This window comes from Bremerella sp. JC817, from assembly GCF_040718835.1.
In the GTDB taxonomy this organism is placed as follows: domain Bacteria; phylum Planctomycetota; class Planctomycetia; order Pirellulales; family Pirellulaceae; genus Bremerella.
Genome location: NZ_JBFEFG010000231.1, coordinates 1 through 24,538 on the forward strand (window position 1 = coordinate 1; position 24,538 = coordinate 24,538).

26 protein-coding genes are annotated in these 24,538 nt (G+C 58.3%); 3 read left to right on the top strand and 23 right to left on the bottom strand.

The features are described from left to right. Positions 1–375 precede the first annotated feature (375 nt). The 23 genes from AB1L30_RS01200 to AB1L30_RS01310 all read right to left on the bottom strand — a co-directional run bounded on the left by AB1L30_RS01200 (position 376) and on the right by AB1L30_RS01310 (position 21,113). Entirely contained in the window at positions 376–2,358 is a 1,983-nt protein-coding gene (locus AB1L30_RS01200) for an AIPR family protein (RefSeq protein WP_367011500.1), read from the bottom strand. A gap of 181 nt (positions 2,359–2,539) precedes the next feature. Continuing rightward, positions 2,540–2,785 (bottom strand): hypothetical protein, encoded by a 246-nt coding sequence (locus AB1L30_RS01205; protein WP_367011501.1) that lies wholly within the window; start codon positions 2,783–2,785, stop codon positions 2,540–2,542. Positions 2,786–2,884: 99 nt separating this feature from the next. Next, on the bottom strand, positions 2,885–3,640 hold the full coding sequence (locus AB1L30_RS01210; protein ID WP_367011502.1) for a DNA methyltransferase: 756 nt from the start codon (positions 3,638–3,640) through the stop codon (positions 2,885–2,887). 31 nt (positions 3,641–3,671) lie between these two features. Further along, a complete protein-coding gene (locus tag AB1L30_RS01215) occupies positions 3,672–4,034 on the bottom strand; it encodes a hypothetical protein (RefSeq protein ID WP_367011503.1) in 363 nt (120 codons plus the stop codon). A 5-nt stretch (positions 4,035–4,039) separates the two neighbouring features. Then, the gene (locus tag AB1L30_RS01220; RefSeq protein ID WP_367011504.1) at positions 4,040–5,818 is read right to left on the bottom strand and encodes a hypothetical protein; all 1,779 of its coding nucleotides are present in this window, start codon (positions 5,816–5,818) and stop codon (positions 4,040–4,042) included. 6 nt (positions 5,819–5,824) lie between these two features. Further along, positions 5,825–6,400 carry a hypothetical protein gene (locus AB1L30_RS01225; RefSeq protein WP_367011505.1) on the bottom strand — a complete coding sequence of 192 codons (576 nt, stop codon included), beginning with the start codon at positions 6,398–6,400 and terminating at the stop codon, positions 5,825–5,827. Further along, positions 6,393–7,493 (bottom strand): hypothetical protein, encoded by a 1,101-nt coding sequence (locus tag AB1L30_RS01230; protein WP_367011506.1) that lies wholly within the window; start codon positions 7,491–7,493, stop codon positions 6,393–6,395. Before AB1L30_RS01230 ends, AB1L30_RS01225 begins: the two co-directional genes overlap by 8 nt. Before the next feature lie 21 nt (positions 7,494–7,514). After that, entirely contained in the window at positions 7,515–8,204 is a 690-nt protein-coding gene (locus AB1L30_RS01235; RefSeq protein WP_367011507.1) for a hypothetical protein, read from the bottom strand. A gap of 50 nt (positions 8,205–8,254) precedes the next feature. Then, on the bottom strand, positions 8,255–9,352 hold the full coding sequence (locus AB1L30_RS01240; protein WP_367011508.1) for a hypothetical protein: 1,098 nt from the start codon (positions 9,350–9,352) through the stop codon (positions 8,255–8,257). Positions 9,353–9,355: 3 nt separating this feature from the next. Then, positions 9,356–10,018: a hypothetical protein gene (locus AB1L30_RS01245; protein WP_367011509.1), complete on the bottom strand. Its 663-nt coding sequence runs from the start codon at positions 10,016–10,018 to the stop codon at positions 9,356–9,358. Between the two features lie 36 nt (positions 10,019–10,054). Then, positions 10,055–10,912 (bottom strand): hypothetical protein, encoded by an 858-nt coding sequence (locus AB1L30_RS01250; RefSeq protein ID WP_367011510.1) that lies wholly within the window; start codon positions 10,910–10,912, stop codon positions 10,055–10,057. Positions 10,913–10,914: 2 nt separating this feature from the next. Beyond that, positions 10,915–12,858 (bottom strand): phage tail tape measure protein, encoded by a 1,944-nt coding sequence (locus AB1L30_RS01255; RefSeq protein WP_367011511.1) that lies wholly within the window; start codon positions 12,856–12,858, stop codon positions 10,915–10,917. 39 nt (positions 12,859–12,897) lie between these two features. Beyond that, on the bottom strand, positions 12,898–13,443 hold the full coding sequence (locus AB1L30_RS01260) for a hypothetical protein (RefSeq protein WP_367011512.1): 546 nt from the start codon (positions 13,441–13,443) through the stop codon (positions 12,898–12,900). Further along, on the bottom strand, positions 13,424–13,660 hold the full coding sequence (locus AB1L30_RS01265; protein ID WP_367011513.1) for a hypothetical protein: 237 nt from the start codon (positions 13,658–13,660) through the stop codon (positions 13,424–13,426). Before AB1L30_RS01265 ends, AB1L30_RS01260 begins: the two co-directional genes overlap by 20 nt. A 71-nt stretch (positions 13,661–13,731) precedes the next feature. Continuing rightward, positions 13,732–14,235: a hypothetical protein gene (locus AB1L30_RS01270; RefSeq protein WP_367011514.1), complete on the bottom strand. Its 504-nt coding sequence runs from the start codon at positions 14,233–14,235 to the stop codon at positions 13,732–13,734. A gap of 101 nt (positions 14,236–14,336) precedes the next feature. Further along, positions 14,337–14,501 carry a hypothetical protein gene (locus AB1L30_RS01275; protein ID WP_367011515.1) on the bottom strand — a complete coding sequence of 55 codons (165 nt, stop codon included), beginning with the start codon at positions 14,499–14,501 and terminating at the stop codon, positions 14,337–14,339. An 81-nt stretch (positions 14,502–14,582) separates the two neighbouring features. Beyond that, positions 14,583–15,071, bottom strand: coding sequence for a hypothetical protein (locus AB1L30_RS01280; protein ID WP_367011516.1), 489 nt, complete (start codon positions 15,069–15,071; stop codon positions 14,583–14,585). A 16-nt stretch (positions 15,072–15,087) separates the two neighbouring features. Then, positions 15,088–15,555, bottom strand: coding sequence for a hypothetical protein (locus AB1L30_RS01285; protein WP_367011517.1), 468 nt, complete (start codon positions 15,553–15,555; stop codon positions 15,088–15,090). Then, positions 15,548–15,931: a hypothetical protein gene (locus AB1L30_RS01290; RefSeq protein ID WP_367011518.1), complete on the bottom strand. Its 384-nt coding sequence runs from the start codon at positions 15,929–15,931 to the stop codon at positions 15,548–15,550. The genes AB1L30_RS01285 and AB1L30_RS01290 overlap by 8 nt, the downstream gene beginning before the upstream one ends. Positions 15,932–16,014: 83 nt before the next feature. Next, positions 16,015–16,338 carry a DUF2190 family protein gene (locus AB1L30_RS01295; protein ID WP_367011519.1) on the bottom strand — a complete coding sequence of 108 codons (324 nt, stop codon included), beginning with the start codon at positions 16,336–16,338 and terminating at the stop codon, positions 16,015–16,017. A gap of 163 nt (positions 16,339–16,501) precedes the next feature. After that, complete coding sequence (locus AB1L30_RS01300) at positions 16,502–18,793, bottom strand: hypothetical protein (protein WP_367011520.1); 2,292 nt, start codon at positions 18,791–18,793, stop codon at positions 16,502–16,504. Beyond that, positions 18,783–19,142, bottom strand: coding sequence for a hypothetical protein (locus AB1L30_RS01305; RefSeq protein WP_367011521.1), 360 nt, complete (start codon positions 19,140–19,142; stop codon positions 18,783–18,785). Before AB1L30_RS01305 ends, AB1L30_RS01300 begins: the two co-directional genes overlap by 11 nt. A 159-nt stretch (positions 19,143–19,301) precedes the next feature. Continuing rightward, positions 19,302–21,113, bottom strand: a complete 1,812-nt coding sequence (locus AB1L30_RS01310; protein WP_367011522.1) for a recombinase family protein — start codon at positions 21,111–21,113, stop codon at positions 19,302–19,304. 360 nt (positions 21,114–21,473) lie between these two features. On the opposite strand from AB1L30_RS01310, the gene AB1L30_RS01315 reads away from it, so the two are divergent. The 3 genes from AB1L30_RS01315 to AB1L30_RS01325 all read left to right on the top strand — a co-directional run. Next, positions 21,474–22,157, top strand: coding sequence for a site-specific DNA-methyltransferase (locus AB1L30_RS01315; protein ID WP_367011523.1), 684 nt, complete (start codon positions 21,474–21,476; stop codon positions 22,155–22,157). A gap of 638 nt (positions 22,158–22,795) precedes the next feature. Continuing rightward, complete coding sequence (locus AB1L30_RS01320; RefSeq protein ID WP_367011524.1) at positions 22,796–23,578, top strand: hypothetical protein; 783 nt, start codon at positions 22,796–22,798, stop codon at positions 23,576–23,578. 669 nt (positions 23,579–24,247) lie between these two features. Then, a partial coding sequence (locus AB1L30_RS01325; protein ID WP_367011525.1) for a hypothetical protein occupies positions 24,248–24,538 on the top strand: 291 nt, incomplete at its 3' end.

Below are 24,538 nucleotides of genomic sequence, written 5' to 3' on the forward strand. Positions count from 1 at the left end.
CAAATTCTATAGCCACGAACGCCCTCACCAGTCGCTAGGCAATCGAACCCCGTGGACCGTCCACACCAGCCAGCGACTTGGAGCCCAGCAATCCACTTAAGAAACCGGCTCCCGTGGTCCGAAAATTGGGGTCCACTTCACTACGCCGCCACCGCGACGCGTTCGGCCTTCAGCCGGACGCGTGCAATCTGGGCGATTGCCAAGTCTTGATGCCCCAGGACACGCCCTCCTTGGGCACTTTGAAAGGCGGGCCTCACAACGATCAGCCAAGTATCAGGCAAGCCCTACAGCACGCGTCACCGGGGGCGCATAAGATTCTCAATTTTAAAACCGCCTGAATCGCATACTCCAGTGAACGCGATTGTTTGACGACGATTATTCGGTCGCGATTCGGCTTTCATCAACAGCAATTACCGTCCCGTCTTGTGAGTATACGACGCCGTCTTTTTGAGAGTGTCGCTTCCCCTCATCTATAAGCTGCTGAGTTGCGTCGTACGCCTCGGACGGACTGCACCCTAGTATATTCGCCACGATTCTGTGTATACCTGGTGGCCACGGTTGCTCAGGTAAGGCAGCGTCTACTTTTGCAATAAACTCTGCGGTTAGCGGCCGTCTCTTTCTTGGTGCTTCAGCGAATACCGTCTTGCGTTCTACAGCCTGTATAGCGTCGATGGAGTACTTTTCGGCGACGTCCTGGCAAATTGCGATGACGTGTGCTCTCTTGTTGGCGTATCGTCCAGTTAGTTTATCTCCTGCATGAGACGAAATTACGGACCATGACGTATCAAACAACTCATTCGTGAAGGCGTCATGGTCGATCTTCGAAAGCTGCGTCTCATTGAAGGCAAATGTTCCAAGCACGCGCGAAGTTGCGACAAACGCAGTTATATGACGCCAATTTTTCAAGAATCTCGAGTTTGAGGGCCTTCCATGTGGACGAAGTCCTTCGAGGACCTCGTCCGTACGTCTCATTATTTTGACGACACTTGGCCACACCAACAGCGGTTTGTTTGCCGAGAATATCCGTTCATATGAGTCATCAGACCGCATGAATTTGGTCCGGAGTGTGGTTGCAGTGGTGGGGGATTTTAGAATCAGGGAGACAAACCCCGCAGCAAGGTACATCGGCGTGACCAGTTCTGAGGCGGCGCGCCCTTGGTTTTTGTAATAATTAGTGCGGCGTTCGTAGAAGATGCCATGTTGGAGTAAGACGTCCTCAATGTCCCGCTGAATTTTGTCTGTAGCGTGAAGAGATGAAAGCTCAACAGACGTCTGGTTATTCGTGGCGCGGATGATCGAGTCGCGTACGGCGGGGTCAGTGGAAACAACCACTTTTACGAGCACAGCGCGGCCAGAGGGGTCATCACCACCGTTGCGAAAATGGCGATAGATTGATTCAGTCGTTTGCAGACCATTAACAATTTGCACTCCTTCAAGCTGAATTGACTTGCCTGTGACACTCGCAGAATTTGCAAGAATTGTGACGCCGTTATTTAGCCACCAAAAGTCGGGCGAGTCTGGAATGTTGAGCGTATCGCGAATGTCCTCGTTAACGCGATTGAGGCCCATGAAGGCACGCACGTTGGAGTCGAAGAGGTACCGTCGCAGTTTCTTTTCTTCATCAATAACGAACTCGTAGTAGTCCGACAGGGTGCATAGGATGATGTAACGTTCACCTCGGGTTAAAGCCTCAAGAAAAGGAAGCTCGATGGAAAACGTTCGCACTTTCCGGTAAGTATCGAGCAATTCTCTTGCACCAGCGAAAACGAAAGATGCTTCGCAATTGCCAAACAGTTCATTTGCTGTTGACCTGATTTGGTCTGCTCTTGCCGAGATTGAATCTCCAACTTGCGTCGTGTCCCCTCTGGATGCGTAGACAAAGGAAATGCGAAACTGTTGCAGTCGGGGAGATACCTTGCGGTATGCGAGCCTTAGATGCGTACGCTTGATAAGAAGCTGCTCTGAATAGGCGCCCTTGAGTTCTTCGTTGCTCAAGCCAAGGTCGAGCAGTTCGTTAACACTAGCAGCCAAATTGTCGAGCGGTTGTTGCAGAAACGTGTCATGATGTTTGCATGTGATGATCCACACTTCGAGTTCGCAGCCACTTCGAGGCCAGACGAATGAATCGACGTCGATCAAGGGATGGCCATTTACAAGGATGAAGAAACCATCGATTCCGCCGTCGTTTCTGCCGTCCACCGAGCCGGCTTTAATTTCATCGTCCGAAAGGTCGGCATCGCGAAGCAGTTGTTCAAACGCGAAATATTCGAACGCCTCATCCCGTCTATCGCTGGGTACGCGTCCCGCAACGCGATCGTCGAGTATACCGTCGAGCAATAGTGCGTCATTCTTCGCCATTTAGTCCTCTAGCTGATGCCGTCTAACGACGGCGTTGATTGGGCCGCCACCAAAAACCTAAGATTTAAAAACCCGCGTCATGGGCAGCGCCCGTTTACCGCTTCGATCGCCTTTGGATTTTAGATCCGATGTCCCGCGAGACGGAATTCGCCGACGGTCGAGTATGACATGTCGTGCATGCTTATAGGAGCGTCAAAAAAACAGTTGTCCTAACGTCACTGTGACCAATTGGTTCTTCTACCGTGAGGAAGTCATAGACCGCCTCGGTCAGATGGGTTGCAAGCGAGCGGCGAAATGTATAGGCCGTCACTCCCGGATTAGAACGGCCTTGCGACGCGAAGTCAATCAAATAGAAGTATTGAGGGGCATCAATGCCGCAGGGCCAATCCTTGCCATCCTCGCAAAGAGCTAAGCCCTCGAATTTCATGCACGCTCGAGGTCGAACCGTCCTGGTTTAGTACCCATAGATAAAGACTACATTCACTTAGCAGGCAAATCTGCCTGCTAAGTGCCGTAGTCCTTCCTCCTACGCCGCTTCCGCGACTCGTTTGCCCTGCAGCCGGTCGCGTGCAATCTGGGCGATCTCTGGGCTTTTCTCGATGCCCACGCCACGCATCCCCATCTCACGCGCCGCGACCAGCGTGGTCGCCCCGCCCGCGAATGGATCCAGCACCGCGGCATCTTCTCGCCAGGCGATCAGCTTTAGCAGCTCGGTCATCAGCTCGACTGGCTTCTCAGCACAATGCACGCGTCGACCAGTGGGCACGATGTTCTGGCGAAACGCCCCGGGGAGTGACGGCCCCTTGCGTTCCAGCTTCCCCTTGCTGCCCCAGACGATGAACTCGCACCGCTGATTGATTCCACCGATTCGCGGCCGCGCGTTCACCTTGTCCCATGGGGCCACCCCATGCCACATAACGCCGGCCCCCTGCAGGATGTCGGTCATGGTTGGCAGTTGCCGCCAGTCCGTGAACATGCAGACGACCCCGCCAGGCTTCAGCAGCTCCATGGCCTCGCCCAGCCAGAGCATCGCCCAGGCACGGTAAGACCGCTGGTCCATGTTGTCGCCCAGGAAGTCGGGCAAGATCTTTTTCGTTCCGCTTTGCTGGTACTTACTGCTCGTCGGGGCCTTCCGGCTCGACGCGTGCAATCCGCCGCTCGAATAAGGTGGATCGGTGATCAGCCCGTCGAACTCTTGCCCCTGCTTCTTCAGTTCCGCCAACACAGCCAGGCAGTCGCCCTGGTAAAGTGTTTGCCCCTCAGCATCGTAGATGCGTTTCATGTTTCCCCCTGGTGTTCATCCAAGAAAGTGATTAGCGAACCCGCAGCAAGATCTCCGCATCTCGCCGCTGGCCTTCGCTGGTGTTGAATGGGATCGTGATCTTGTACCGCTTGGGCGATGAAGCACCGCCCGAAACGAAGCCCACGATTCCCCCGCCGATCGGTATCGGCTCGAAGCCAGGCTCGCAGATCTTCTCGTCGTTGGGCGTTGGTCCCTGAATGGCGACCAGGTCACCCGCGGCGATCGCGGTCCCGTCTTCGTAGGTTTGCGAGATCTCGGCCGTGATGATCGAAGTGACCGTTTCGTCGGTCCGCATCACCGGCCCGCAGTTCACCGCGAAGCTGGGAACCTCGCTTGGGTTCTTTTCATAGTCGCGCTGTTTAGCGATGGTCATCGGTGTTATTCCTCGATTTGAAAACGGAACGAGTTATCGCGTAGGTCGCATTGCATCCAGCCAGGCCCCAGGTCATAGCCCAGCCGATTGTCGACCAGTTCAAACGCCAGCCGGTCATCGTCCAAACGATACGCCAGCCGGCAGTCAGCGAGCGAATAGTAAGGCCAGGCGTCGCCTAGCCGAAAGATAAGTTCAGGGGGGCTGATCAGCACCGGACCGGCCCCCTTGAATGGAACCAGTCGCGGGGTCGCTTCGATCGACGCCGTGGGAATGGTTAGCGATCCAGCCACCAGGCCCACCAAGTCGATCGCCTGCAGCCGCAACGCCACCAGGTCGATCGATGCCCCAATCGTTGCGTCGGTCGTCAGCTCGAAGGCCTGCAGCTCGAGCAGACCTTGCCGCATGGTTGCCGATGGCACCAGGTCGCCGGACGTGGGCTGCAGCTCGGCCCCGATCGCCGCGGCCGGCACCACGCGAGATCCCGCCAGGCGTCCCACCTCGAGAAGCGATTCCGCCGCGATCGCACCAGGCACCAGGTTACCCGCGGCCGCTGGTAATGCCTCGCCAGGTGTGCCCGACAGGGTGAACCTGAAACCATGAAGCACCCCTTCCGGTTTCGATGTTGAGTTTTCCGGCTGGGCCTGCAGTCGCGAAACGCCGGCCGCGATCGCATTCGCCCCTTCCGCCTGGTTCGTGCTGGCCGTCGTCGCCGCTGCGATCGCACCAGGCACCAGGTCAGCCGCGGCCGTTGCGTTGGCCCCGGAATTTCTAGCGAGTACTTCAACCACGTCGCCAAGCAGCTCGGCCGATGCCGCCAGGCTTTCCGGCTTCATCTCGAGATCTGCATGGCTGGCGATCGTGGGAATGGTTCGCGATCCGATCACCAGCCCCACCAGGTCGACCGCCTGCAGCCGCAACGCCACCAGGTCGATCGATGCGCCGGCCGTTGCATCGGTCGTCAGCTCGCAGGCCTGCAGCTCGAGCAGACCTTGCCGCATGGTTGCCGATGGCACCAGGTCGCCGGACGTGGGCTGCAGCTCGGCCCCGATCGCCGCGGCCGGCACCACGCGAGATCCCGCCAGGCGTCCCACCTCGAGAAGCGGTTCCGCTGCGATCGCACCAGGCACCAGGTTGCCCGCGGCCGTCGCGTCGGTACCGAGATTTCCAGCGAGTACTTCAACCACGCCGCCAAGCAGCTCGGCCGATGGCACCAGGTCGCCAGGCTTCTTCTCGAGATCCGCGTGGTTGGCGATCGCGGGAATGGTTCGCGATCCGATCACCAGGCCCACCAGGTCGAACGACTGCAGTCGCAACGCCACCAGGTCGATCGATGCGCCGGCCGTTGCGTCGGTCGTCAGCTCGCAGGCCTTCAGCTCGAGCAGGCCTTGCCGCATGGTTGCCGATGGCACCAGGTCGCCGGCCGCTGGTTGCAGTTCGGCCCCGATCGCCGTCGTCGGTACCACGCGAGATCCCGCCAGGCGTCCCACCTCGAGAAGCGGTTCCGCTGCGATCGCACCAGGCACCAGGTCGCCCGCGGCCGTCGCGTCGGTACCGAGATTCGCAGCGAGTACTTCACGCACCACGCCAAGCAGCTCGGCCGAAGCCGCAACCGCTTGTGGGCTTGCTTCGGTCCGATGTTGGAAGCTGGGAAGATCTCGTCGCGAAGCCACCGCGGCCCCGCTTGCCACTTGGTCGATCGACAAGCGGAAACAGCCGGCCGCGATCACCACGCGACGCGATACCATCGCAATCGGTGTCGAACCGATCGTGGTAGATCCGATCATTTCGGGTTACTCCGGAACGGGCAAAGGATCCCCCACCGTGAACGCGACGTTCCCGGCTTCGATCGCCTGAATGTAATCTTCCTTCAGGTCCAGCAAGGCCTGGTAGTAGATTCCGCCCGCTTGAACGATCGCCAGGAACACGTCGATCGTGACCAGGTGCCCGCCATCGTTGCCGCTGGCCGTCGCCGGATCCATGCCGTAGATCTTGGTTGTGAAAAGTGCCGGATCGGCCCCCATGATGATGTTCAGCGTCCAGGTGGTGGCCAACTGGTCGAACTCATTCCGCGCCGCGTCGTCAATTCGCAGCGTATAGCCAGGCTCGTAAACCACGACCCCGAAGTCGTCCCGCAATTGGACGAACCAGCCCGCCGCGATCTGATCGGCGTACCAGGCCAAGACCTCGCGTTCCTTGAGCTGGGCCACCGTGAGCGATGCTTCCAACGAATCGGAATATTCGTAGCCTTCCGGCAGCGGCCCGATAATCGGGTTGTCATCGAAGAAAGTCACGCAGCGGTTGCCGTCGTGAATCGGTGCCCAGGCGATCGCCTTGTTGTTCTCCAGCTTGACGATTCCGTTAGACATGCCCCGCTTCTCCGATCGGGCAACGGAAGCCGCGCGTGATCGTTGCCACCGCGTCCCAGGTTGCCGCCGTGTCAAACTGCTGATAAACCACGCCGCTAGAGTTGGTCGTCATATCGAACTCGTCAAGCGTGTTATGCGTGGGCCTCGTGTGGATTAGCTTCTGCACCGTGCCCGCCGCGACGTTGCGATAACGCGCCCAAACGTAGGCATTCGGCCCCAGACCTCGAAAATACAACTTCACGCGGCTGCTGATCGGTGGGCACCAGCAGCGAACCGACTGCTCGGTCGTCGTCGTCGATGCCGAGTTAAACGAATACATTTCCCCATCGTAGAAGAACCAATTCCCCGACTGCATGAACGGATCCCATTCGCCGCTTCCGGTTGCGTTGGTTCGCATCGCTCCCACGATCTGCCAGGCATCCCAGGCCGATGGCTTGGCCAGCGTGGTCGACAGCCCCGCGACCACCGTCGGCCCGATCTTCCCCAGCAATAGCCAATACCAACTGTTCGTTGTTCGGGTGGCTGCGTTCACCAGGTCGCCGGCAACGGTCAGGTCCAGCGTGATCGGCGACGCGACCACCAGCAGGTCCGTTCGCGTGTTGGCATGGATTGCCCCGGTTGCGATCTGCAGTTGCGCACCGCTGGACCGACTGACCTGCAAGCCAACGTGCCCCAGCTCCGTCTTCGCCGCGATCTCGAAGGCCAGGTCGTTCAGATTGTTGGTGTTGGTGATCACGTAGTTCGTGAATACCGACGTACTAACCTTCAGGGCGATTTCATCAATCAGGGCCTGCAGGTATCGCGACGTTGCCGACAGCGAAATGGTCGCCCCGGATCCGCTCAGGTTGAGGCGGGATCCGGTCGACGACGATTGCACCAGGTCGCGGCTGATCGTATTGGTGCCGGAAGTCCAGGTCGCTTCGCCCGTTTCCCAGTTGGTGCCCTCTTCCAGGCAATAGGTGAACTTGGCACCGTTGGCCAGCGAAGCAAAACCACGCGCACCAGGCAACGCCCCGGAAACCACCACGTCACCCGTTCCGGTCGATGCCGTGGTTTCCGCGACGCGATCCTTCACCACCAAGTCGATAGCCATGCCGTTCCCCTGATCGAAGCGTTACCGCTGCTTGAAGACAACCAGGCCGTCCGGATCGAAGGCGATATTCACCGGACCGTTTTGCGGGATCGCGATGCAATCCAGGCCTGGCAGAATGGCCACCGTGTCGACGTCACTGGCCACCTCCCAGCGTGCCGCGGCCGAAGTCGCCAACGCCGAAACGGTCAGTTCGTCGGCTCCCTTCGCGTGGTCACCATCCAGCGTGCAGGTTCCGCCACCGCTGAAGGTGATCGTGGCCCCGTCGCGCAGGTCGGCCGCGATCGGCTCGACATACAGCGTGGTAGCCGCCAACGCCGCGGCCGCGGTCAACTTGATGTCGATCTTGCCATCGTCGCGAAGCCATAAAACGTCATCGGCTGGCGTCGAATCATCGCCCCCGATTTCCAGGTAATAGATCGCCGCCTTGATCCGCTGCGTACTGATCTCCAACGTACCGAAGGCGACGTCGGCCGCGTCCAGCTCGAACTGGTGCTTCCCGGTGTCGGCCGCGGCCGTCTTGCCGGTCAACGTCTGCCGCGCGTAGCTCGCTGGTCCCGACAACTCGACGCCCCCATTGCTCAGGAAGTCGGAGACAAACTGGTGCGATCGCGAAGGGACATAGGTCGACGTGTGCGATTCCAGCAGCACGCGAACCACGCCGCTGGTGAATTGGGCCAACTGCAGGCCGTGGTCGAAAATCATCCGAGACATAGAAAACCGCCCTCCCTGGCGTTTGTGGTGTGCGACTACTCGCGAAGGTTTTAAGGTGAAAACGTATTAGCTTCGGGATAGTCGTTGTTAAACGGGCCTTCGATGATCAGTGTCACGCGTGGCAGGCCGCTTTCGATATCGCAGCGCAGCAGCTCGACTTCCAGCGTCTCGAAGTTGGTGAACGATCCCAGCACTGAACCCGATACGAAGGACGCGTAAACACCAGGTCCCCCGTCGTCGTAGCCGCCATGCCAAACGCCACCGATCCGCGTGTTGGACGATGGCCAACCGGTGCCCGACTTGCTCAGCTGAACCACGACCTCGCCGGAATTGCTCCCCAGGATCGACCCGAATTCCATCCACAGCGAAGCGGTGATTCGATAGATGCCATCGCGTAGAAAGTTCGGCCGCGTCCGCGTGGTATCGGCCCCGATGCCCGCGTAAGGAAGCCCCGAGAAGTGATAGGTGTACACCGGACACAAAGCAGGCGTTTTGTTCGGCCAGGCTCCGGTCGCGTGAACGATTCGCGGTGCCCTCGGTCGTGCTGGCCAGGTGACAATCGCATCGTACAGGCCGTCGCCGTCGACCTTCCCCAGCCAGGCGATCTCGACCTGGCCGTTGTCGTTGGGCGTGGCGATCGGCCCGTTGAACTCACCCGAAGACCACAGCGAAGGAACGTGCCCAGTTCGACACAGGTTGCGATATTGGGCCGACCAGCAGGAAGGCAGCGGCGAAGGCAGCTCGTAGCGGACCTTCGTGCGTGCCATGCCCGCGATCTGCATTCGAACCACTTCGTTTGCCTTGCCTGATTCGGTGGCCATGGCGACCACTGGGCTATGGGCCGTCACACTTCCAAACGGAAAGTAAGCCAGGCTGGCGACTTGTTGGCAGGTTTGCAGGTTCCAGCCTTCCACGTCTTCCGGCTGATTGACCGGCCAGTTCAGATAATGAAACTCGCCCCGCTTGATGTCGTGGGTTGTCTTGGCGTCGATGAAGATCCCGGCCCCGTCGGTCGTGGTCATCGGCTGGCCGCTGCGATCAAGTTGGCTCATGCGGTCCTTTTCGACCAACTTGCCCATGGCAGTCACCGCACTGGCCGACAGGTTCCCGCTGATTCGCTGGCCTGCTCGCACTGGTTTTTGTCGCATCGCTTAGGCTCCTTCTCGCATCGCCTTTAACTGGGCGTGGGTTTCCGGATTGCGGCCCCCGGCAAACTTGCAAAGCTTGCGGGCCTCTTCCAGGACCAGGTTGTGGAACTCGGGGGCGTTGTCCATGTATTGGTGATCGTAGCGCAGCAGAACTCGCGGGTGGATGAACGCGCCACCAGCTCGGCCGGCACTGATCAGCTTGTGACCGCCTGGCCGGTTTTGAACCTGGTGAAACGAATAGACTTCGCGGACGTTGTCCGGAACGCGGATCACGGGCTCGCCCACGATCGGTAAGCACCAGGTGCGAAACGCCCGCCAGGGGGCGAAGGGATGATGATAGACCGGATCGGCCAGCACCATCACACGCACGACCAGCCCGCGACGGTTCAACTGGCGGGCCAGCGTCATGGCCCCGCGGCCAGCTCCCCAGCTATAGGCGTAGATCCCGAGAATCGGCCGGACGCCGTACTTGTCACCCAGCGCCCAGTAATACTCGGCCACCTCGGCGAAGTTGGCATTCCAGGGGTAGTAGTGGATTCGGCTCCGGACGCCGTCGCAGAACTGCTCGCGCAGCTTCTCGGTCAGGTCCAAGATTCCGTTCCACTTGCCGACCGATTGGGTAAAGCCGCTGATCGCGGTGTGTATCAACAGGTTGGGCCGTTCCATGGCTTTTCATGCGACGCTTCCGCGTCGGTCTCCTGATCAAGTCCCGATCGCCAGTTCGGCGAAGTTGGAAGGTTCGTAGAGGCGTTCGACATAGGCAGCGACAGGGCGATGCACGATTTGCTTGGCGTTTTCGTCGTGGTACTTCTTGAAGTAGAACCACAGGTGATCGTGGGCCTTTTTTGTGAGCACGGCATCTTCGCCGGTGTTGTATTCCACCAGGCCCCACTGGGCACAATCGACCTCGCGATTCTGGCCAGCCCGGAAACTGAAACGGGCCGTGACCTGGCCTTGCGACGTTTGTCGGCCGCTCGATCCCAGGAATAGCAGCCGCCCCGCGGCCCAGCCTTTCCACTCGGTCGCGTTCGTGGTGCCCGTCATTTCGTCTAGCTTGCGAATGTAGGCGTCGGTAACCGAAGCAAAGGGGAAGGTGAACTCGTAATCGAGCTTCAGCCCGCCAACCACGACGTCGGTTCCATTGACGCCGCTTTCCGCGACCTCGATCGCCCGCTTGAAGTCAGGCGGCAATTCCGAAGCCGACTTGCCCGCCTTGTCGACCGTTTCCAGCGAAACGGTAATATGTTGCGACCCGCCCATCGTGTCCCAGCTGGCGACCAGCGTCCCCACCTCGGGCTTCTTCTTCTCTTCCTGCTTGTCGGGATCGATGTAGTTGACTTCGATCGCCCAGAACGCGGGGCCGATTTGCGTCTTGCTGATATCGTCCCGCTTCAAGGTTTTGAAAGGCGTGACGAACTCGGCCGGCGCAACCGAAGCAACGGTCGCCGCGATCGTCGCGTCGTCGTCAGACCCAATGACGTGGTAGAGCAGCTTCCGATTGGAGCCCTTGCCGGTGGCATCCTTGCCGGCTTGCGATTGTGTTACTTCATAGATTTGCATGATCAATCCGAAAACGTGTCGCCGTCTTCCCCCTGGTCGATGATTGTTTTCAGCTTGTCGTTGACCCCTTGCAGTTGCTGCTCGACCTTCTGCATCGGTTGGGCCTGCAGGCCGATCCGTTCGACCGCGAAGCTATTGCTGGTACCAACGGCCAGCTCCCAGGCCTTCGCCACTTGATCGCCGACCCCTTCCAGGTCCGGCATCTGCATCGGGGGCACGATAGGCGCGTCGGTTTGGCTGTTCTTCTCTTCCTCTTGTTGGTCCTGCTTCTCTTTTTTCTTCAGCAGGTCCTCGGCTTCCTTCTTCAGCCGCTTCAGCTCCAACTGGGCGAACTTGGAATCAAGCTTGAAGCTAACCGCATAGCCGTCGACCACCTGGGCGATCGTGCTGCTAATCTGGCCGACCCACGTTTGCACGTTCCTTAGCAAGGTGGCCATCGCATCGGCGAAAACGATCTTGATCCCAGCCCACAAGATCTTGGCAGCCAGCTCCCAGTCGCCCGACTTGAGCGCGGCCTGCAGTCCCGCCAGAACTGGCCCGATCGTTTCCTTCAGATAGGTGAACGCGGTCCCGATTTGCTTGGCCATCCAGCTCCCGAGGCCCGAGAAGTAGATCACCGCCGCGGCCAGGGCCAGCACCAGGCCGATAATGAGCGTCACGGGATTGGCCAGGAAGGTGATCACCGCACCGATCGCCCCCATCACGGCCAGCATTCCGGAGATAGCCCCCGCGACGATGTTGATCACGACAGCCAGGCTCAACAGCACCCCAGCCGCAGCACCGATCCCCACCACGACCGCGGCGACCATTTGCACCAGGTAACTGTTTTCCGAAATGAACTCGGATAGCGTCGACGCCGCGCCCGCGGCCCAGTCGAGAAAGCCCCGCAGGGAACCTTCCAACGCTTTGCCGATCGACAATTGCACAGCCTCGACGGCCGACATAAAACGCCGGAACGATCCCCCGAGGTTGTCATCCATAATTGCCGCCATCTTGGCCGCGGCCCCGTCTGCGTTGTTGATCTTGCCGCGCAGGTCGTCCATTGAGGTTCCCGCGTCGGCCATGATCAACGCGCTTTTCGCCGCTCGATCGAAGTTGTCGGAGAAGAACTTCAGCCGGTCCGCTTCGCTCATTCCGCGGGTCGCGTCGCCGACTTCTTTCATCACGTCGACCACGCTGCGAATGTTGCCTTCCGCGTCGACTGTTTGCACGCCCACCTCGGCCAGGCCTTCGCGGGCAGCTCCCCCGATGTTCTTCATAATCAAAGCCAGGTCGGTACCGGCCATCGACGCCTTGATCCCGCTGTTCCCCATAACGCCGATCGCGGTGGCCGTGTCTTCCAGCGATTGCCCCGCGGCCTTGGCCAGCGGCGCGGCATACTTGAGCGTTTCGCCCATCATGGCGATCGATGTGTTGGAACTCGAAGCGGTGACCGCCATCACGTCCGCGACGCGCCCCAGCTCGTCGGCCGTCATGCCAAACGCCGACCCAACGTCGGACGCGATATCGGAAGCGGTTCCCAGGTCGATCGCCCCAGCCTTGGCCAGGTTCAAAACGGCCGGAATGCCGGCGATGATCTGCTCGGTGGAGTAGCCCGCCTGGCCGAGGAACTTCATCCCTTCGGCAACCTGGCTGGCAGAGAAGCTGGTCGACGCCCCCAAGGCTCGGGCCGTGCTTTCCAGTTGGGCAAATTGCTGATCAGTCGCGCCGCTGACAGCTCGCACCATCGACATTTTGTCGGCGAAGTCGGCATAGGTTGCCGAAGCCAGGGCCAGCGGTGCTGCACCGACCGCGGCCGTACTCATCAGCCGTTGCCCGATGTTCTGCACCGAACCCGAGAAGGCCTGCAGCTTCGCGCGTGCCTGGCGTAGACCTTTGTCGATGCCATCCTTAACGAATAGCTCGATAAACGCCGCCCCCGCTCGTACTCCCCCGGTCCCTGCCATGATGCCGCGTGCCCTCCCTGGTTCGCGTCTCTCGGTGCTTTAGGTTTGTTGGATGTTGGCCCACTTCGCTTGGAATGTTGGCCGCAGCTCCTCTTCTGCCGGCCGCATGAAGGGGCGTGCCTTCACGAAAACCGACTTCACCAGGCGTCGCTTCCTTCGACTGCCCATGTAGACCGGAACGCGTCCGCCATGCTCCAAGGTTTGAACCGCGTTATGTAGCGAATTGGTCCTAACCGGCCCGACGATCACCACGTCGTTGGTCTTGTCGTATCCGAACAAAATCAACTTGGGGCTGAACTTGCCCTCGGTGTGGATCTTGGGGGGCCTGCCTGGCCGGCTGACCGTTGGATCTCGAAACACTTTGTCGCCGCGTGTGATCGATTCCTGGCGTAGCCTTAGCGACTTCTTCTTGGCCGCTTTGCTGACGCGCTTCATCGACCGCCTGGCCGTCTTCCGGATTGCTCCCGCGTGGGTCCTTAGAACTTTCAGCTTGCCGGGTTCAATGGAGCGAATGACCGCGGGGCGATCGAAGAACATTCGCTTCATGTGCATCGAGACATTGACGCTAGTCTTGGCCGATGACATTTCCCTTGCCCCTGCTAAACAGCTTCTTCAGGACCTCGCGATTGGCGCGGCAGATCCGGACGCCCGTTCGGCGCCGTGGTTTCTCTTCCTCGTAGGGGTTCAACTGCGAAGGCTCGATGGGGCGTTTCGACTTCTTCGGGTCGCGGTTGGCGTTGATCAGGATCGAAGCCAGCAGGGCCGTTTGTTGCCATTCATGCTTGCCTCGTTGGTTGCTCATCCAGACGATCTCGCGAAGCGTTCGCCCGCGTTGGTCCGGATCAATTGGGCAGACGGCCGCCAGCTCGTAAACTAGCTTCCACCACTCCCCGGCCGGTCGATGTCTTTGAGCCACTTTTCGATGGCCTGGTCCGCTTCGCGATCGATCGCCTGGTCGACGCGTGGATCCGCCAGGGCCTGCAGGCTCTTGGCCGTCACTCGATCCAGGGATTGATTCAGCTTCTGAATCACCCCCAGCACCACCTGGCGACGGCCCTTCGGGAAAAAATGAGCAACGCCGACCAGGAACGCGTCGACCGCGTTATCGATGCCGTCACCCACCAGCCCGCGGCCGAACTCTTCGTCGGTGATGTTCCGGCTTTGGCACTGTTCGCGGCAAACCAGGTACAACGCATCGACCAGCAAAATGGGATCGTCGATCAGCTTCTGCAGCACGTCGTGCCGACCGTTCAGAAGCTCTAGCAGGTCGACCTTCAACAGGTTGCGGATCTGCTTCACGGTTGGCACGTCGACCGTAGCGTCCCACTTTCGGTTTTTGCTATCGGTGAACTGGGTTGTTTGTTCCGCGGGGTTCATGGCGTGGCGTTCCTTCGCTTCGGTGGATGATCGATTGACAACGGGGAAGTCCTGCCGCGATCCGATAGGATCCAGACGGCGGCAAGGCCCTCTTTAGTGGCTTACTTGGCGTCGACTTTGACCGGGGTCGTCGACGCGGCCGGCTGGCCAGCCAGGCGGCAGATCGTCGCAACGTCGCCCGCTCGCAGCGTGACATACTGGTCAGGCTTCAAGCCCTCGACGGCCTTGCTGATCGTGGCCAGGGTTTTCTTTTCGCTATCGTTCACGGTTCGTGATCCTTCTAGGCAATGGGTTGATTGATTGAGTTGGTCAGGTGGCCCGCCTGGTGCGACCAGGCTACGCGTCGTTTACTCTTCCGGTACCGGCGTTTGGTGCCAGTCAGGCTCGACCAGTACGCCCCCTTCAGTAACGCGGGTGATCTCGGCCGAGATCTCGAAGCTGGCCGTCTCCTCCAGCTTCTGCCCCATCGGGCATTCGAACACTTCGACCACCATCCGCGGCCCTTGCGAACCAGGCGTTTCGGCCGGTCCGTCGGGTGCCCACAGTTCGATCGCCGTACCGTTCAGAAACGAATCCAGCAGGACCGGGAAGTCGAGATCGCCATCGCCAGGCTCGTAGTCGTAACCGAACGAAACGCCCAGCTCGACAAAGGTCCCGCGTTTGTAGTTCCACTTCGATTGGCGCGTTTTCTGTTCCGCCTTGCCCTTGCTGAATGGGTCGATGTCGACGTCCTTCACGCGTTCGATCAGGACCCACACAGGCGAAGCGTGGGTGCCGGTATTGCGGTACAGGTGGCAGTCTTTGCCCAGGACGCTATCGCGTTCAAATTCGCTCATTGGTTCCCCTCCGTGGTCACCGTGTGCCGTGGTATGTCAACGTGATCAGGCTTACTGCCTGGTTGTCTTCGTAAAGTCGGGATTGGAGAAACAGCTCGTCGTTGGCGATCCCCTTCCAGCTCAGGCCGGCCATCAAGGCGTGCCGTAGGATGCCGGTGTTGGGGCCTAGGGTGTCGGCGTGCTTGGGGTTCTCCCACAGCCGCTTGATCGCTTCGATGGTTACGGCGATGCCGTCCAGCTCGCTTTGGTCTTCCGGGTTGCGAAGGTTCTTTACCACCATCACGGTCGCGATCACTTCGTGGGCCGTTCGGTTGCGGTCTTGCAGTTTGATTTGAGCCCCGCCTGGGATGGCGAAGATCTTCACCGCTTCCACGTCGTCGGTCCGAATGATCGGCAGGTGCGATCGCTTGGTTGCGAAACCGAGATCCGTTAGGCGACACGCCAGTCCGTCGGCCAGGTCCACCGCGGGGCCTTTGTCACTCATGGCTTATTTGCCTCGTGTGGATCCGGATCATGGCCCGCGATTGCCCAGACGGTTCCCATGGTGGAACGCCAGGCGTCGCGGCGATGCGGTACTTGGCGACAACCGTCCCCCCTTCGCCGTCCAACTCGTCGATCTCGTGGCCCGCTTCTGGTTTGAACGCGGTCCCCGCGTCGATCAGCTTCGCCGGATCCACCAGGAAGTCGATCATCTTCTCTTCGGTTGCGTAGTTGTCGGCCGTCTCGGCTTCAAACTGGGAACCCCCTTTGGTTGCCACCAGCGGCAGGCTGGCGACTTGGGTTCGATAGACGATGTGCGTCGGCGCGGCCGCGTGTATTTGGTCGCGTGCCCAGGCGATCGCGTTATCGAAAAGTCCCATGGCAAAGGTTCCTTTAGGAATCAACGTGCCGCGCCGGCCATCCCCCGAAACCGACGCGGCGACGTTGCCCCTCGCTTCGTTGATTAGGCCGGGTCGGAAGTCTCTGGGAAGTGGATGACCTCTTGGTAGGCGTCCCCATCCTCGCTGGTCGCTACGGTGAAACCGATCGCCTTGAGGGTCGATGGGGTAGCCGTAATCCGATTGTTGGCGTCGTCCCAGAAAACCTTCTTCCCGGCGACGATGCCCGAACTGACTCCCGTCGCCTTGGGAACCTTGTAGACACCCCCGAATGCGGCCAGGGCTCCCAGTTCGCCGCTGTCAATCGCACGGTGGGCAATCCGAACGTGATCGCCCACCACGACAACGTCCCCCGCCGCGATATCGGCCGCGGCGATATGGTCGACCATCAAAGGCGAACCCTGTACCAATTCTGCCTGAAACATTTTTGCCTCGCGTTGCCACGCGAAGCGTTATTTCGCGTGACTTGATAGTGTGAATCGATTAAATGAAGAAACTCGATATTGCCGCGTCGGTCTCAATCGAAACCGACGCGTTAGCGTTGCACCAAAATTAGCCGGGGTCGGCGACGCCGGTGAACATGCAGGCGGCTTCCGGTTCTTCTTCGCCGAATCCGAAGTCGTGGAAAGCCCGGTACTGAATGCCCAGCGTGGTGAAGTCAGACTCTTCCGACTGGATGGTCGGCATCTGCTGGCCGTTGAGCGTGGCACACGAGAATGCGGCACGAACCTTCGGATCCGCAAACAGGATGTATTGCGATTCAGATTGATTCGGAATCGAGTTGCCTGCTCGGTCCTTGATGTCGGTGTTATCGAGGTAACCCGACACGACTGGCTTGTACTTCCCACGGTGGCGGTTCTTGGCAAACTGCGGTTTGTTGGCCGTGGTGGTAACCTGGGCGTCAGTTTCGACGTACAGATCCATCGCGGTCGTTTCCAACATCGTTCCGACTGCCATCAGCTTGGGGCTGATCAGGATCGGCGAACCATCGCTCTTAACTCGGCGATTAAATACCGAGGCCGCTTTAGTCAGGCCTGGCAGACTCAAGGCGTAGTCGGTGCCATGGATCAGGTTCTTGTTAAGTTCACTGAAGAAGGCGTTGGCATTGGCCAGGACCATCTTCCAGAACTCTTCTTCCATGATCAGCGCGGCCATCACGCCCAGCTGCCGATTGATCTGGACAAAGGCGTCCAGGTCGTCGTTGATTTGGTCCTGGCGGGTCAGCGTCAGCAAGGTGCCGTGGGTGTCAAGCTTGTTGCTGAATTGGCTTTCCGACATCTTGGAATGCTTCAACTGGCCATCGGGACCGACCTTTTGATAGCCGCCGTTGATATCCAGACGCAGTCGTTTGACCGCCTTGAAGTCGGAATGGCTTGCGGGTCGGCACAGTTCGCCGTTGACCGTTTCCTGCTCTTCGAAGGCAGCAATCATCACCCGGTTGCCCGATTCCCCGAGGATGCCGGTCAGGCTGATGGTGGTGTTGCCCGAGGCCTGCAGGCTGTTGTATCGCTTGCCGCCGCGAAGCTTACGGTCCGCCATGCAAACCAGTTCCAGGAACTCGTCCGACTTCTGGCTTCCGTGATAGGAATAGCCGTTGGCTTCCAGGAATGTCCGGGCCATCAGCGAGTGGAGCGACACATTGCGGTACCGCTGCTCGTTGGCCAGGTTCATATCGTCCTGGCTCATCCCGCGGGCCACGATCTCTTCAGGCACGCCCATTGCCAGCGAAGTGGCCGCGGTCAACACGTTGTTGCTGGTGCGATCCTTCTGGGATTGGATATGGAATTGGCCACCGGCCCCAATCTCGCTGCGTCCCGCTCGCAAGATCTCCAGCTCGACCTTGTCGGTCGACCAGTTCTGTTCGATCGCCTGCGCGTGCAGTTCGCCACGCTTTGCATCATCCAGGCGGCTACCTGCGAACAGGCTGGCGATCGTGCTTTGCCGCTTGATCTCGCCCGCCGCATTGAGTCGCAGCTGCTGAATCGGATCTTCGCCATCGCCAGGCGACAGATCCCCGCCAGCATTCAATCGCGAATTGCCGTTTTTCGGCGGCTTGTTCGGATCATCCTGGGCGCTTGGCGTTTCGTCGGCCGGATCACCCTGGCCGCTTGCCTTCAGCTCTGCTTCCCAACTGGCACGTAATACGCCCAGTTGGCCAGCGGTCAGAAGATTAATGTCCCATCCCTTGGCCTGCAGCCACGCTTCGAACTTCATGCTTCCCTCCATGGAAGAAGTTGCTTTCACGGCCGCGGAGGCAGAATCATCGCCGGCGATCGTGACAAACGAGATCTCGTAAATGGTGGCGGCCTTCACCAGATAAAACGGGCCGCGTTGTTTCTTGCCGTTCACGTCTGCCGATTGATCCGCGGCAATGAACTCCATGTCATCCCAGCTGTAGCGGGCTCCGATCGAAGCTTTCCAGGGGAAACCATCGCGGCTCGATTGGATCAGCTTCTGGCGTTCTGCGCCGTCGACCGACAGAACGCCGGAGGCCTTGATCCGCTTCCCATCGTTGACGATGTCGCCTGCTTCAAAATGGCCGACGGGTGAATCAGCGTTGTGCTGATAGAGAGCTGGTCGTTTGCCAGCGGCAATCCTCACCCCTTTCAGGTCGGCCACGACGTCGACGCCAAACCCCAGGGGCCGCATCTTGCCGCCTGTATACGCCACCATGGAGAACGTCGGAACCTTCTCTTCCTTGCCCTCGTCGCCAGCAGCCGCTTCCAGAATCGAAACGTCTCCTTCGGCTTCGATCGTCAGCACGTCGGGGATGTTCTTTGGCTTGGCAGGTACCGTCGCCCCAGCTCGCAGCCAGGTTAGCGGGTTCAAGTTTTCAAGCTTCATCGGTCGCGGGCTCCTTCTCTTCGTCCTGTTGGTTGGGCATCTCGGCCGTTAGCTGCCGTTGACCAGGCAACGGCAGACCCAAGGCTCGTCGGCGTTCCTGCTGCCGCGCGATGCTCTCGTAGTGCTCTTCCGGATCCACGCCGTTCTCGAGCAGGTATTGCTCGTCAGATTTCAGGCCGTTGTGGAAGAGCGTTTCGTCGGCCGAGGCCTGCTTCTGCGGATCGATGTGCGTATGCCGCGGCCATCGCCAGGTGTACTGCAGCTGATCCAGTGGCCCCAAGCCGCTGGGAATCTCACCCGGGACAAAGACGGCTTCTTCCAGCCACCAATGAAAGATCGTGTCGAGCATTCCCATTTCGAGGTTGGCACGTTCGATCGCGATCGACTCGAAATAGGTCTGGTGGTCCAGTCGGCCGGAGGCGAAGTTGTAACCGCTCGAATCGCCGGAGGCCTTGTTGAACGGCGATCAAGAGGCAGCGAAAGAGAGAACAAGGGATTTCGCCGATAGTTAGACGGCGATCCAGCCTTTTTGATGCCCTAGATTGTGGACTTTGCCGCTGAGAACTGCCTGGGCGAGATAACGAGAAACGCAGGAGCCTTTGGTACCGAGATGCTGGCAGACTTCCTTGAAGAACACCACATCGCCACGTTGGCGGATGAAATGGGCAACCTCACGCCACTGGCCAGAGGTAGGGATGTCGTCGTCGGTGAGCGGGATGACTGTATCGATCCCCAGGCCGTCGCATAGCTCGATCACCCCATCCCACATCGTAACTCGATAGTAAGATTCAACGCGTCTTTCCCGCCGGAGGGTGATTCGCTTGATGGTGCTCCGCAGGGCGCTGCTCAGCTTTTCGCGGTCCGCTGCTTCGATGTTGTTGAGGAGCTGGTCCAGGTTCTCAAGCACTTGCAGCGTCTCCGGAGATGGGTTGTGAACTCCGCCGACCCGTGCAAGCTTCTCCTTCAAAGATTGCTCTTCTTCTCGCCACTGAGAAAGGAGTTTGGTAATGCCGGGAATATTGGCCGGGTCGGCCAGCGCGAGGTTCTCGGTACCACGTTCGATCTTGGCCCTGATCGCATCCAGCTTGGACTCAATTTGGCTGAAAGACTTTGCCACACGTTTCGAGCGTCGCGATAGTTCCAACTTGATCGCAGAACGCGTTCGTCGATCAGCGAGAAAGGCCTTAAGCTTGGCCAGAACGCCTGCTTCAATGATCTCGGCCCGAAAAGATGGGCGGTCACTTTCTTCGGGAGATTCTTCAAAGGCGTGTCCCGGTAATGCATAGTAGCGCCGAACGCATGTGCCGCCGGTATGGCTCATCGTGGCTCCCTGCAGTCGTCGCCCATCCGGCAAGAAGACCAGACTAGTTAGAAGGTATTTTCCCGGTGTGGAAGAAATGGCTGGCTTGGAATTTTGGGCAAGCATTCGCTGGGTTTGATTGAAGACCTCTCGGGAGACCAACCCCTCGTGTGCTCCTTCGCAAATTGCTGCGCCGTCGTCGAAGAAGCTGCGGAACCGTCCCCGACGCCGTTTGCCAGATACGATATCCCCAGCGTAAACGGGGTTCGTAATGATGCGTCGTACGCTGGTGCTATTGAAACGCTTCCCGTACATGGTCCGGAAGCCATCCCGGTTCAATTGGCGAGCGATCGCACCACACCCGGTACCATTGGCCGCTTCGTGGAACATTTGCTGAATAGCTTCCACTGCCTTTTCGTCGGTCGTCGGGACCAACTGCGAGGACCACTGCGCCGGAAGGCGAAACTTTTCGATCGTGCCCACCCGGCGGACTTCCTTGCCAGCTTCGTCCAGAATCCGGCGATCGTAGCCGAATGGTGGCCCGCCTTGTTTCTGTCCTCGGCTGATCGCCAGGCGTTTCCCGCTGATCACGCGATCCGCCAGCCGCATCGACTCCTCGCGTGCTCCGTATTGATCGACGATTGCGGTGATTACCCCTCCCAGATTCGAGAAATCGAGTTCTCCGCGTTGGCAGGTAATGATCCTCACACCGGAGTCACGAAGTTGCTTCCAGTGCACCATCGCATCGAACACGTCCTCGCGTGACATTCGGCTCTGCTCGGACAGCAGCACCGCATCGAAGGAGCCATTCTTGGCGTCCGCCATCAGCTTTTGAAAGTCTTTTCGTTTGCTCGATTCCACGCCGGTCAAGCCGTGGTCCTGGTACCAGCGGACGATGCGATATCCCAGGCGGTCCGCCAGATTTTCAATATCTTTTCGCTGGCGAGCAGGGCTATCCTGCTGCTGGTCCGTGCTCATCCGGACGTAACCGACCGCCGGTTTCGTCTTTTTCTGAATCATGCTGCTTTCTCCCAAGGGATAGTAATTAAGTCGGCTACAACTGCCGAAAGGCAGAGGATAGCTCGGCCCTACCCAGTGCATCCAGCGGTCTGAACAATATTCTCAACCCCTCCATTTCCCAAAAGAGGAATTGGGGCTTGATGCCCGTTTCCAGAGTTTTTATGCGGCAAATTGTCGAGGCTGTTCCAGATATGGAACAATGATTCGCTTCTTGTCGGATCGCTCTTGCGGCCTTGCCTGAAATCGGATCTTCTCGAATCGTCTAACCGAGGAAAGCTCTTCGCAACAAAGGATGGAAACGTGCGAACGATCTACAAGAATGGCAAGCAGCGATTGATTTAGGGAGATGCGTTGGAGGTCTTGCCCAAGCTCTGTCGGCGTGGCGAGAAGTTTCACGCGATCATTACCGATCCTCCTTACTCAAGTGGCGGTTTGCATATGGCGACTCGCTCGGCGTCGACCAGCAGCAAATACCAATCGAGCGATGCCAAGAAGAAGCACCCTGACTTTCTCGGAGACAATCGCGACCAGCGATCCTATCTGGCATGGTCGATGATGTGGCTATCGTATTGCCACGAACTGTTGGTCGACCGAGGGATTGTGTGCCTGTTCAGCGATTGGCGGCAATTGCCCACGGTAAGCGACGCTTTGCAGGGAGCCGGTTTTATCTGGCAAGGCGTGGCGAGTTGGGACAAGGTAAACGCCAGGCCAAAGCTTGGCGGATTCCGTCAACAGTGCGAATTCATCGTCTGGGGATCGAAAGGGAAAGCTCCCGGCATCGGCGTCAGCCTGCCAGGCTCTTTTCGCGTTTCGCTGGTAAGCGGTGCCAAACGAGTTCATGCCGCGCAGAAGCCTGTCGAACTGATCAGCGAGGTATGCCGCTGCACGATGCACCATGACGCCCCCAAGATTCTCGACCCATTCGCCGGAAGCGGGACGACACTGTTGGCGGCTCGTGGTCTTGGCATTCAGGCGGTCGGTGTGGAGCAGAGCTCTGAGATTGCTGCACTGGCCGTGAATCGCATAAAGACGGAGATTCCGTAACCTAGCAATGTCGCTGGTAAGTCTTTGTTTGCTCTTATTCTGTGGCTTCTCAGTCCAACCGTTTTAGATATGCCTGGAAAATTGCAATTTCGCGATTCTTCTGACTATTAGGCACTGTCCCGAAACTGATATTTTCTTGCCAAGGCACATCTGGCATCCTTCCCGAGTTACTGACCAAGGTTACTCGAGGACGAGAGGCAAATGTCGCATCCTGATCGCACGGATCACCATTGAAATGCAATCCGGGATTCCTTTTCGAGACAGACAGAAATGCCGTGGGCCGACCATCGACAGATCGTCGATGCTATTCTGTGGATTCTGCACACCGGCAGGCCAACGACTCGAATCTTAGGACCTCAAACGACTGTTGGCCAACAGCCTGTTCCCGCTCGACTGGATCAGTCGGCATCCGCAAGCCACTGACAAGGAAATTTGGTTCATTCATAATCCACGAACACATTGCACGAAAACGAACTCCAGGAAGCGATTTCGTGCAAAAATAACAAAGAAAGGTCCCTGTAACAACTATTCTCTTTCTTCTTCCGGCTCTCCCCGCCCCCACTCCTCACAAAACAAGTACGCCTTAAAATCGAAAGACACAAAGTCAATTAACTAACCTTTTGCTAAGTACCTGCTTCGTGGACGTTGTTTACTTTTTAAAGCACAGTCAATTTGAAGATGTCGAAATTCGCTATTCTCTTCGCAGCATTGCCCGGCATTGCCCCTGGGTGCGGAAAGTATGGGTTTTTGGTGATCGTCCCTTGTTTCTCTCAGAGGATACGACCATTGTCGAACACGTTCCCCACGATACTTTTTCGCGAGCTCTAGGGTTTCCTAACCCGATGACCAATTTCTTTCAGATGCTGTTCAGTTCGTCGTTGATACCTGAATTGGACTCGGAGTACCTCTGGTTTTGTGACGATTTCTTCGTCATCAAAGATTGGACGATCGAGCAAGCCCGCACGCTACGTTACTTGCAAGATATGGATTCGCTGCAACGTCGAGGTCGCGGATTGTGGTTGGATTCCTTATGGCGAACCTATGATGTGCTGCGGCGGTTTAAGCTTCCGCGATTGAATTACGAGACGCACGTTCCGACCTATTATCGAAAGCACTGGCCGTTGGAGGCGTACGCTCAATTCCGCGACTTTGTTACCGACGATCGTTGGTATGGACTGTTGGGACCTACTGCGATACTGAATCATGCCGTTGCCAAAAATGGTCTCACACCGATCTGCATAAAAGATGAAGGCTGCCGCGCAGGTTTTTGGGGGGAATCGCCATCGTTTGACGATGTTGTCGTTGCTTGTCACGGACGGCAGTTCCTCAATTTCGACGACAAAGCAATGGGGCCAGGCATACGACAATACCTCGACGTTCAATTTCCGGAACGATCGAAATACGAAAAGCCAGACGCTTGACACGTCCTTGCTACGGCCGTGGCAATCAATCGCGATTCTCGCGACGGGCTCTGGTTCTTGAACAATCTGGGGCATGTTGTCTCTTAAGTTGCGGCGGCAACAATTGTGCTTTGTGCTCAACTGCGCTTTTGAGGTAGCGTGAAACGCGGATGCGAGAGTCTCGTGCGCATTTGGAAGAAACTGCATTTTGAGATTATGTCATAAGCACAGTCTTGAAAGGTGCTTATCGCATCTTGAATGTTTATGGCCATCTTAACGCAAACATAATCGATAGGGGTTTGTTGGATTGCTTCGATTCTGGTTATAACCATCGCACACGCCGGGACCCTCAATCAACCAATGTGCAAACGAAACTCGTGAGGGCCCCCTGCGATGGTGGAATCTTAAACGCGCAGTTTCTCTGCGGTGACACGCACTACGCGATAGACAATTCTGAATCGACCGAGGATGGCATGGCTAAAGATCGCTCTTTCTGGGGACAGTGGTTCACGAACTTTTACTCGAATTCGAGGGCGGGCCAAAGCAAGCGGACGCACCGAAAATCGACGGCTGAAAGTCTTGAACAGCGTCATCTTCTCGCAGCTGATAGCGATCTCTTTTCCGTCTGGCAGACCGATGTATCGAATGACTCTGATTCGGAAGAATCGAAGTCTCCCGTAGTCGAAGCAGATGCCTTGGAAGCCACGAATTCCGCCTCTGCATTTTCCTACGAAGGTTCCGGTGAAGGTTCCGGTGAAGGTTCCGGTGAAGGTTCCGGTGAAGGGTCCGGTGAAGGGTCCGGTGAAGGGTCCGGTGAAGGGTCCGGTGAAGGGTCCGGTGAAGGGTCCGGTGAAGGTTCCGGTGAAGGTTCCGGTGAAGGTTCCGGTGAAGGTTCCGGTGAAGGTTCCGGTGAAGGTTCCGGTGAAGGTTCCGGTGAAGGTTCCGGTGAAGGTTCCGGTGAAGGTTCCGGTGAAGGTTCCG

Bases quoted from the DNA above. Each gene is read 5' to 3' on its own strand.
- AB1L30_RS01200 (WP_367011500.1), bottom strand. From the start codon at position 2,358: ATGGCGAAGAATGACGCACTATTGCTCGACGGTATACTCGACGATCGC.
- AB1L30_RS01205 (WP_367011501.1), bottom strand. From the start codon at position 2,785: ATGAAATTCGAGGGCTTAGCTCTTTGCGAGGATGGCAAGGATTGGCCC.
- AB1L30_RS01210 (WP_367011502.1), bottom strand. From the start codon at position 3,640: ATGAAACGCATCTACGATGCTGAGGGGCAAACACTTTACCAGGGCGAC.
- AB1L30_RS01215 (WP_367011503.1), bottom strand. From the start codon at position 4,034: ATGACCATCGCTAAACAGCGCGACTATGAAAAGAACCCAAGCGAGGTT.
- AB1L30_RS01220 (WP_367011504.1), bottom strand. From the start codon at position 5,818: ATGATCGGATCTACCACGATCGGTTCGACACCGATTGCGATGGTATCG.
- AB1L30_RS01225 (WP_367011505.1), bottom strand. From the start codon at position 6,400: ATGTCTAACGGAATCGTCAAGCTGGAGAACAACAAGGCGATCGCCTGG.
- AB1L30_RS01230 (WP_367011506.1), bottom strand. From the start codon at position 7,493: ATGGCTATCGACTTGGTGGTGAAGGATCGCGTCGCGGAAACCACGGCA.
- AB1L30_RS01235 (WP_367011507.1), bottom strand. From the start codon at position 8,204: ATGTCTCGGATGATTTTCGACCACGGCCTGCAGTTGGCCCAATTCACC.
- AB1L30_RS01240 (WP_367011508.1), bottom strand. From the start codon at position 9,352: ATGCGACAAAAACCAGTGCGAGCAGGCCAGCGAATCAGCGGGAACCTG.
- AB1L30_RS01245 (WP_367011509.1), bottom strand. From the start codon at position 10,018: ATGGAACGGCCCAACCTGTTGATACACACCGCGATCAGCGGCTTTACC.
- AB1L30_RS01250 (WP_367011510.1), bottom strand. From the start codon at position 10,912: ATGCAAATCTATGAAGTAACACAATCGCAAGCCGGCAAGGATGCCACC.
- AB1L30_RS01255 (WP_367011511.1), bottom strand. From the start codon at position 12,858: ATGGCAGGGACCGGGGGAGTACGAGCGGGGGCGGCGTTTATCGAGCTA.
- AB1L30_RS01260 (WP_367011512.1), bottom strand. From the start codon at position 13,443: ATGTCATCGGCCAAGACTAGCGTCAATGTCTCGATGCACATGAAGCGA.
- AB1L30_RS01265 (WP_367011513.1), bottom strand. From the start codon at position 13,660: ATGAGCAACCAACGAGGCAAGCATGAATGGCAACAAACGGCCCTGCTG.
- AB1L30_RS01270 (WP_367011514.1), bottom strand. From the start codon at position 14,235: ATGAACCCCGCGGAACAAACAACCCAGTTCACCGATAGCAAAAACCGA.
- AB1L30_RS01280 (WP_367011516.1), bottom strand. From the start codon at position 15,071: ATGAGCGAATTTGAACGCGATAGCGTCCTGGGCAAAGACTGCCACCTG.
- AB1L30_RS01285 (WP_367011517.1), bottom strand. From the start codon at position 15,555: ATGAGTGACAAAGGCCCCGCGGTGGACCTGGCCGACGGACTGGCGTGT.
- AB1L30_RS01290 (WP_367011518.1), bottom strand. From the start codon at position 15,931: ATGGGACTTTTCGATAACGCGATCGCCTGGGCACGCGACCAAATACAC.
- AB1L30_RS01295 (WP_367011519.1), bottom strand. From the start codon at position 16,338: ATGGTCGACCATATCGCCGCGGCCGATATCGCGGCGGGGGACGTTGTC.
- AB1L30_RS01300 (WP_367011520.1), bottom strand. From the start codon at position 18,793: ATGAAGCTTGAAAACTTGAACCCGCTAACCTGGCTGCGAGCTGGGGCG.
- AB1L30_RS01305 (WP_367011521.1), bottom strand. From the start codon at position 19,142: ATGCTCGACACGATCTTTCATTGGTGGCTGGAAGAAGCCGTCTTTGTC.
- AB1L30_RS01310 (WP_367011522.1), bottom strand. From the start codon at position 21,113: ATGATTCAGAAAAAGACGAAACCGGCGGTCGGTTACGTCCGGATGAGC.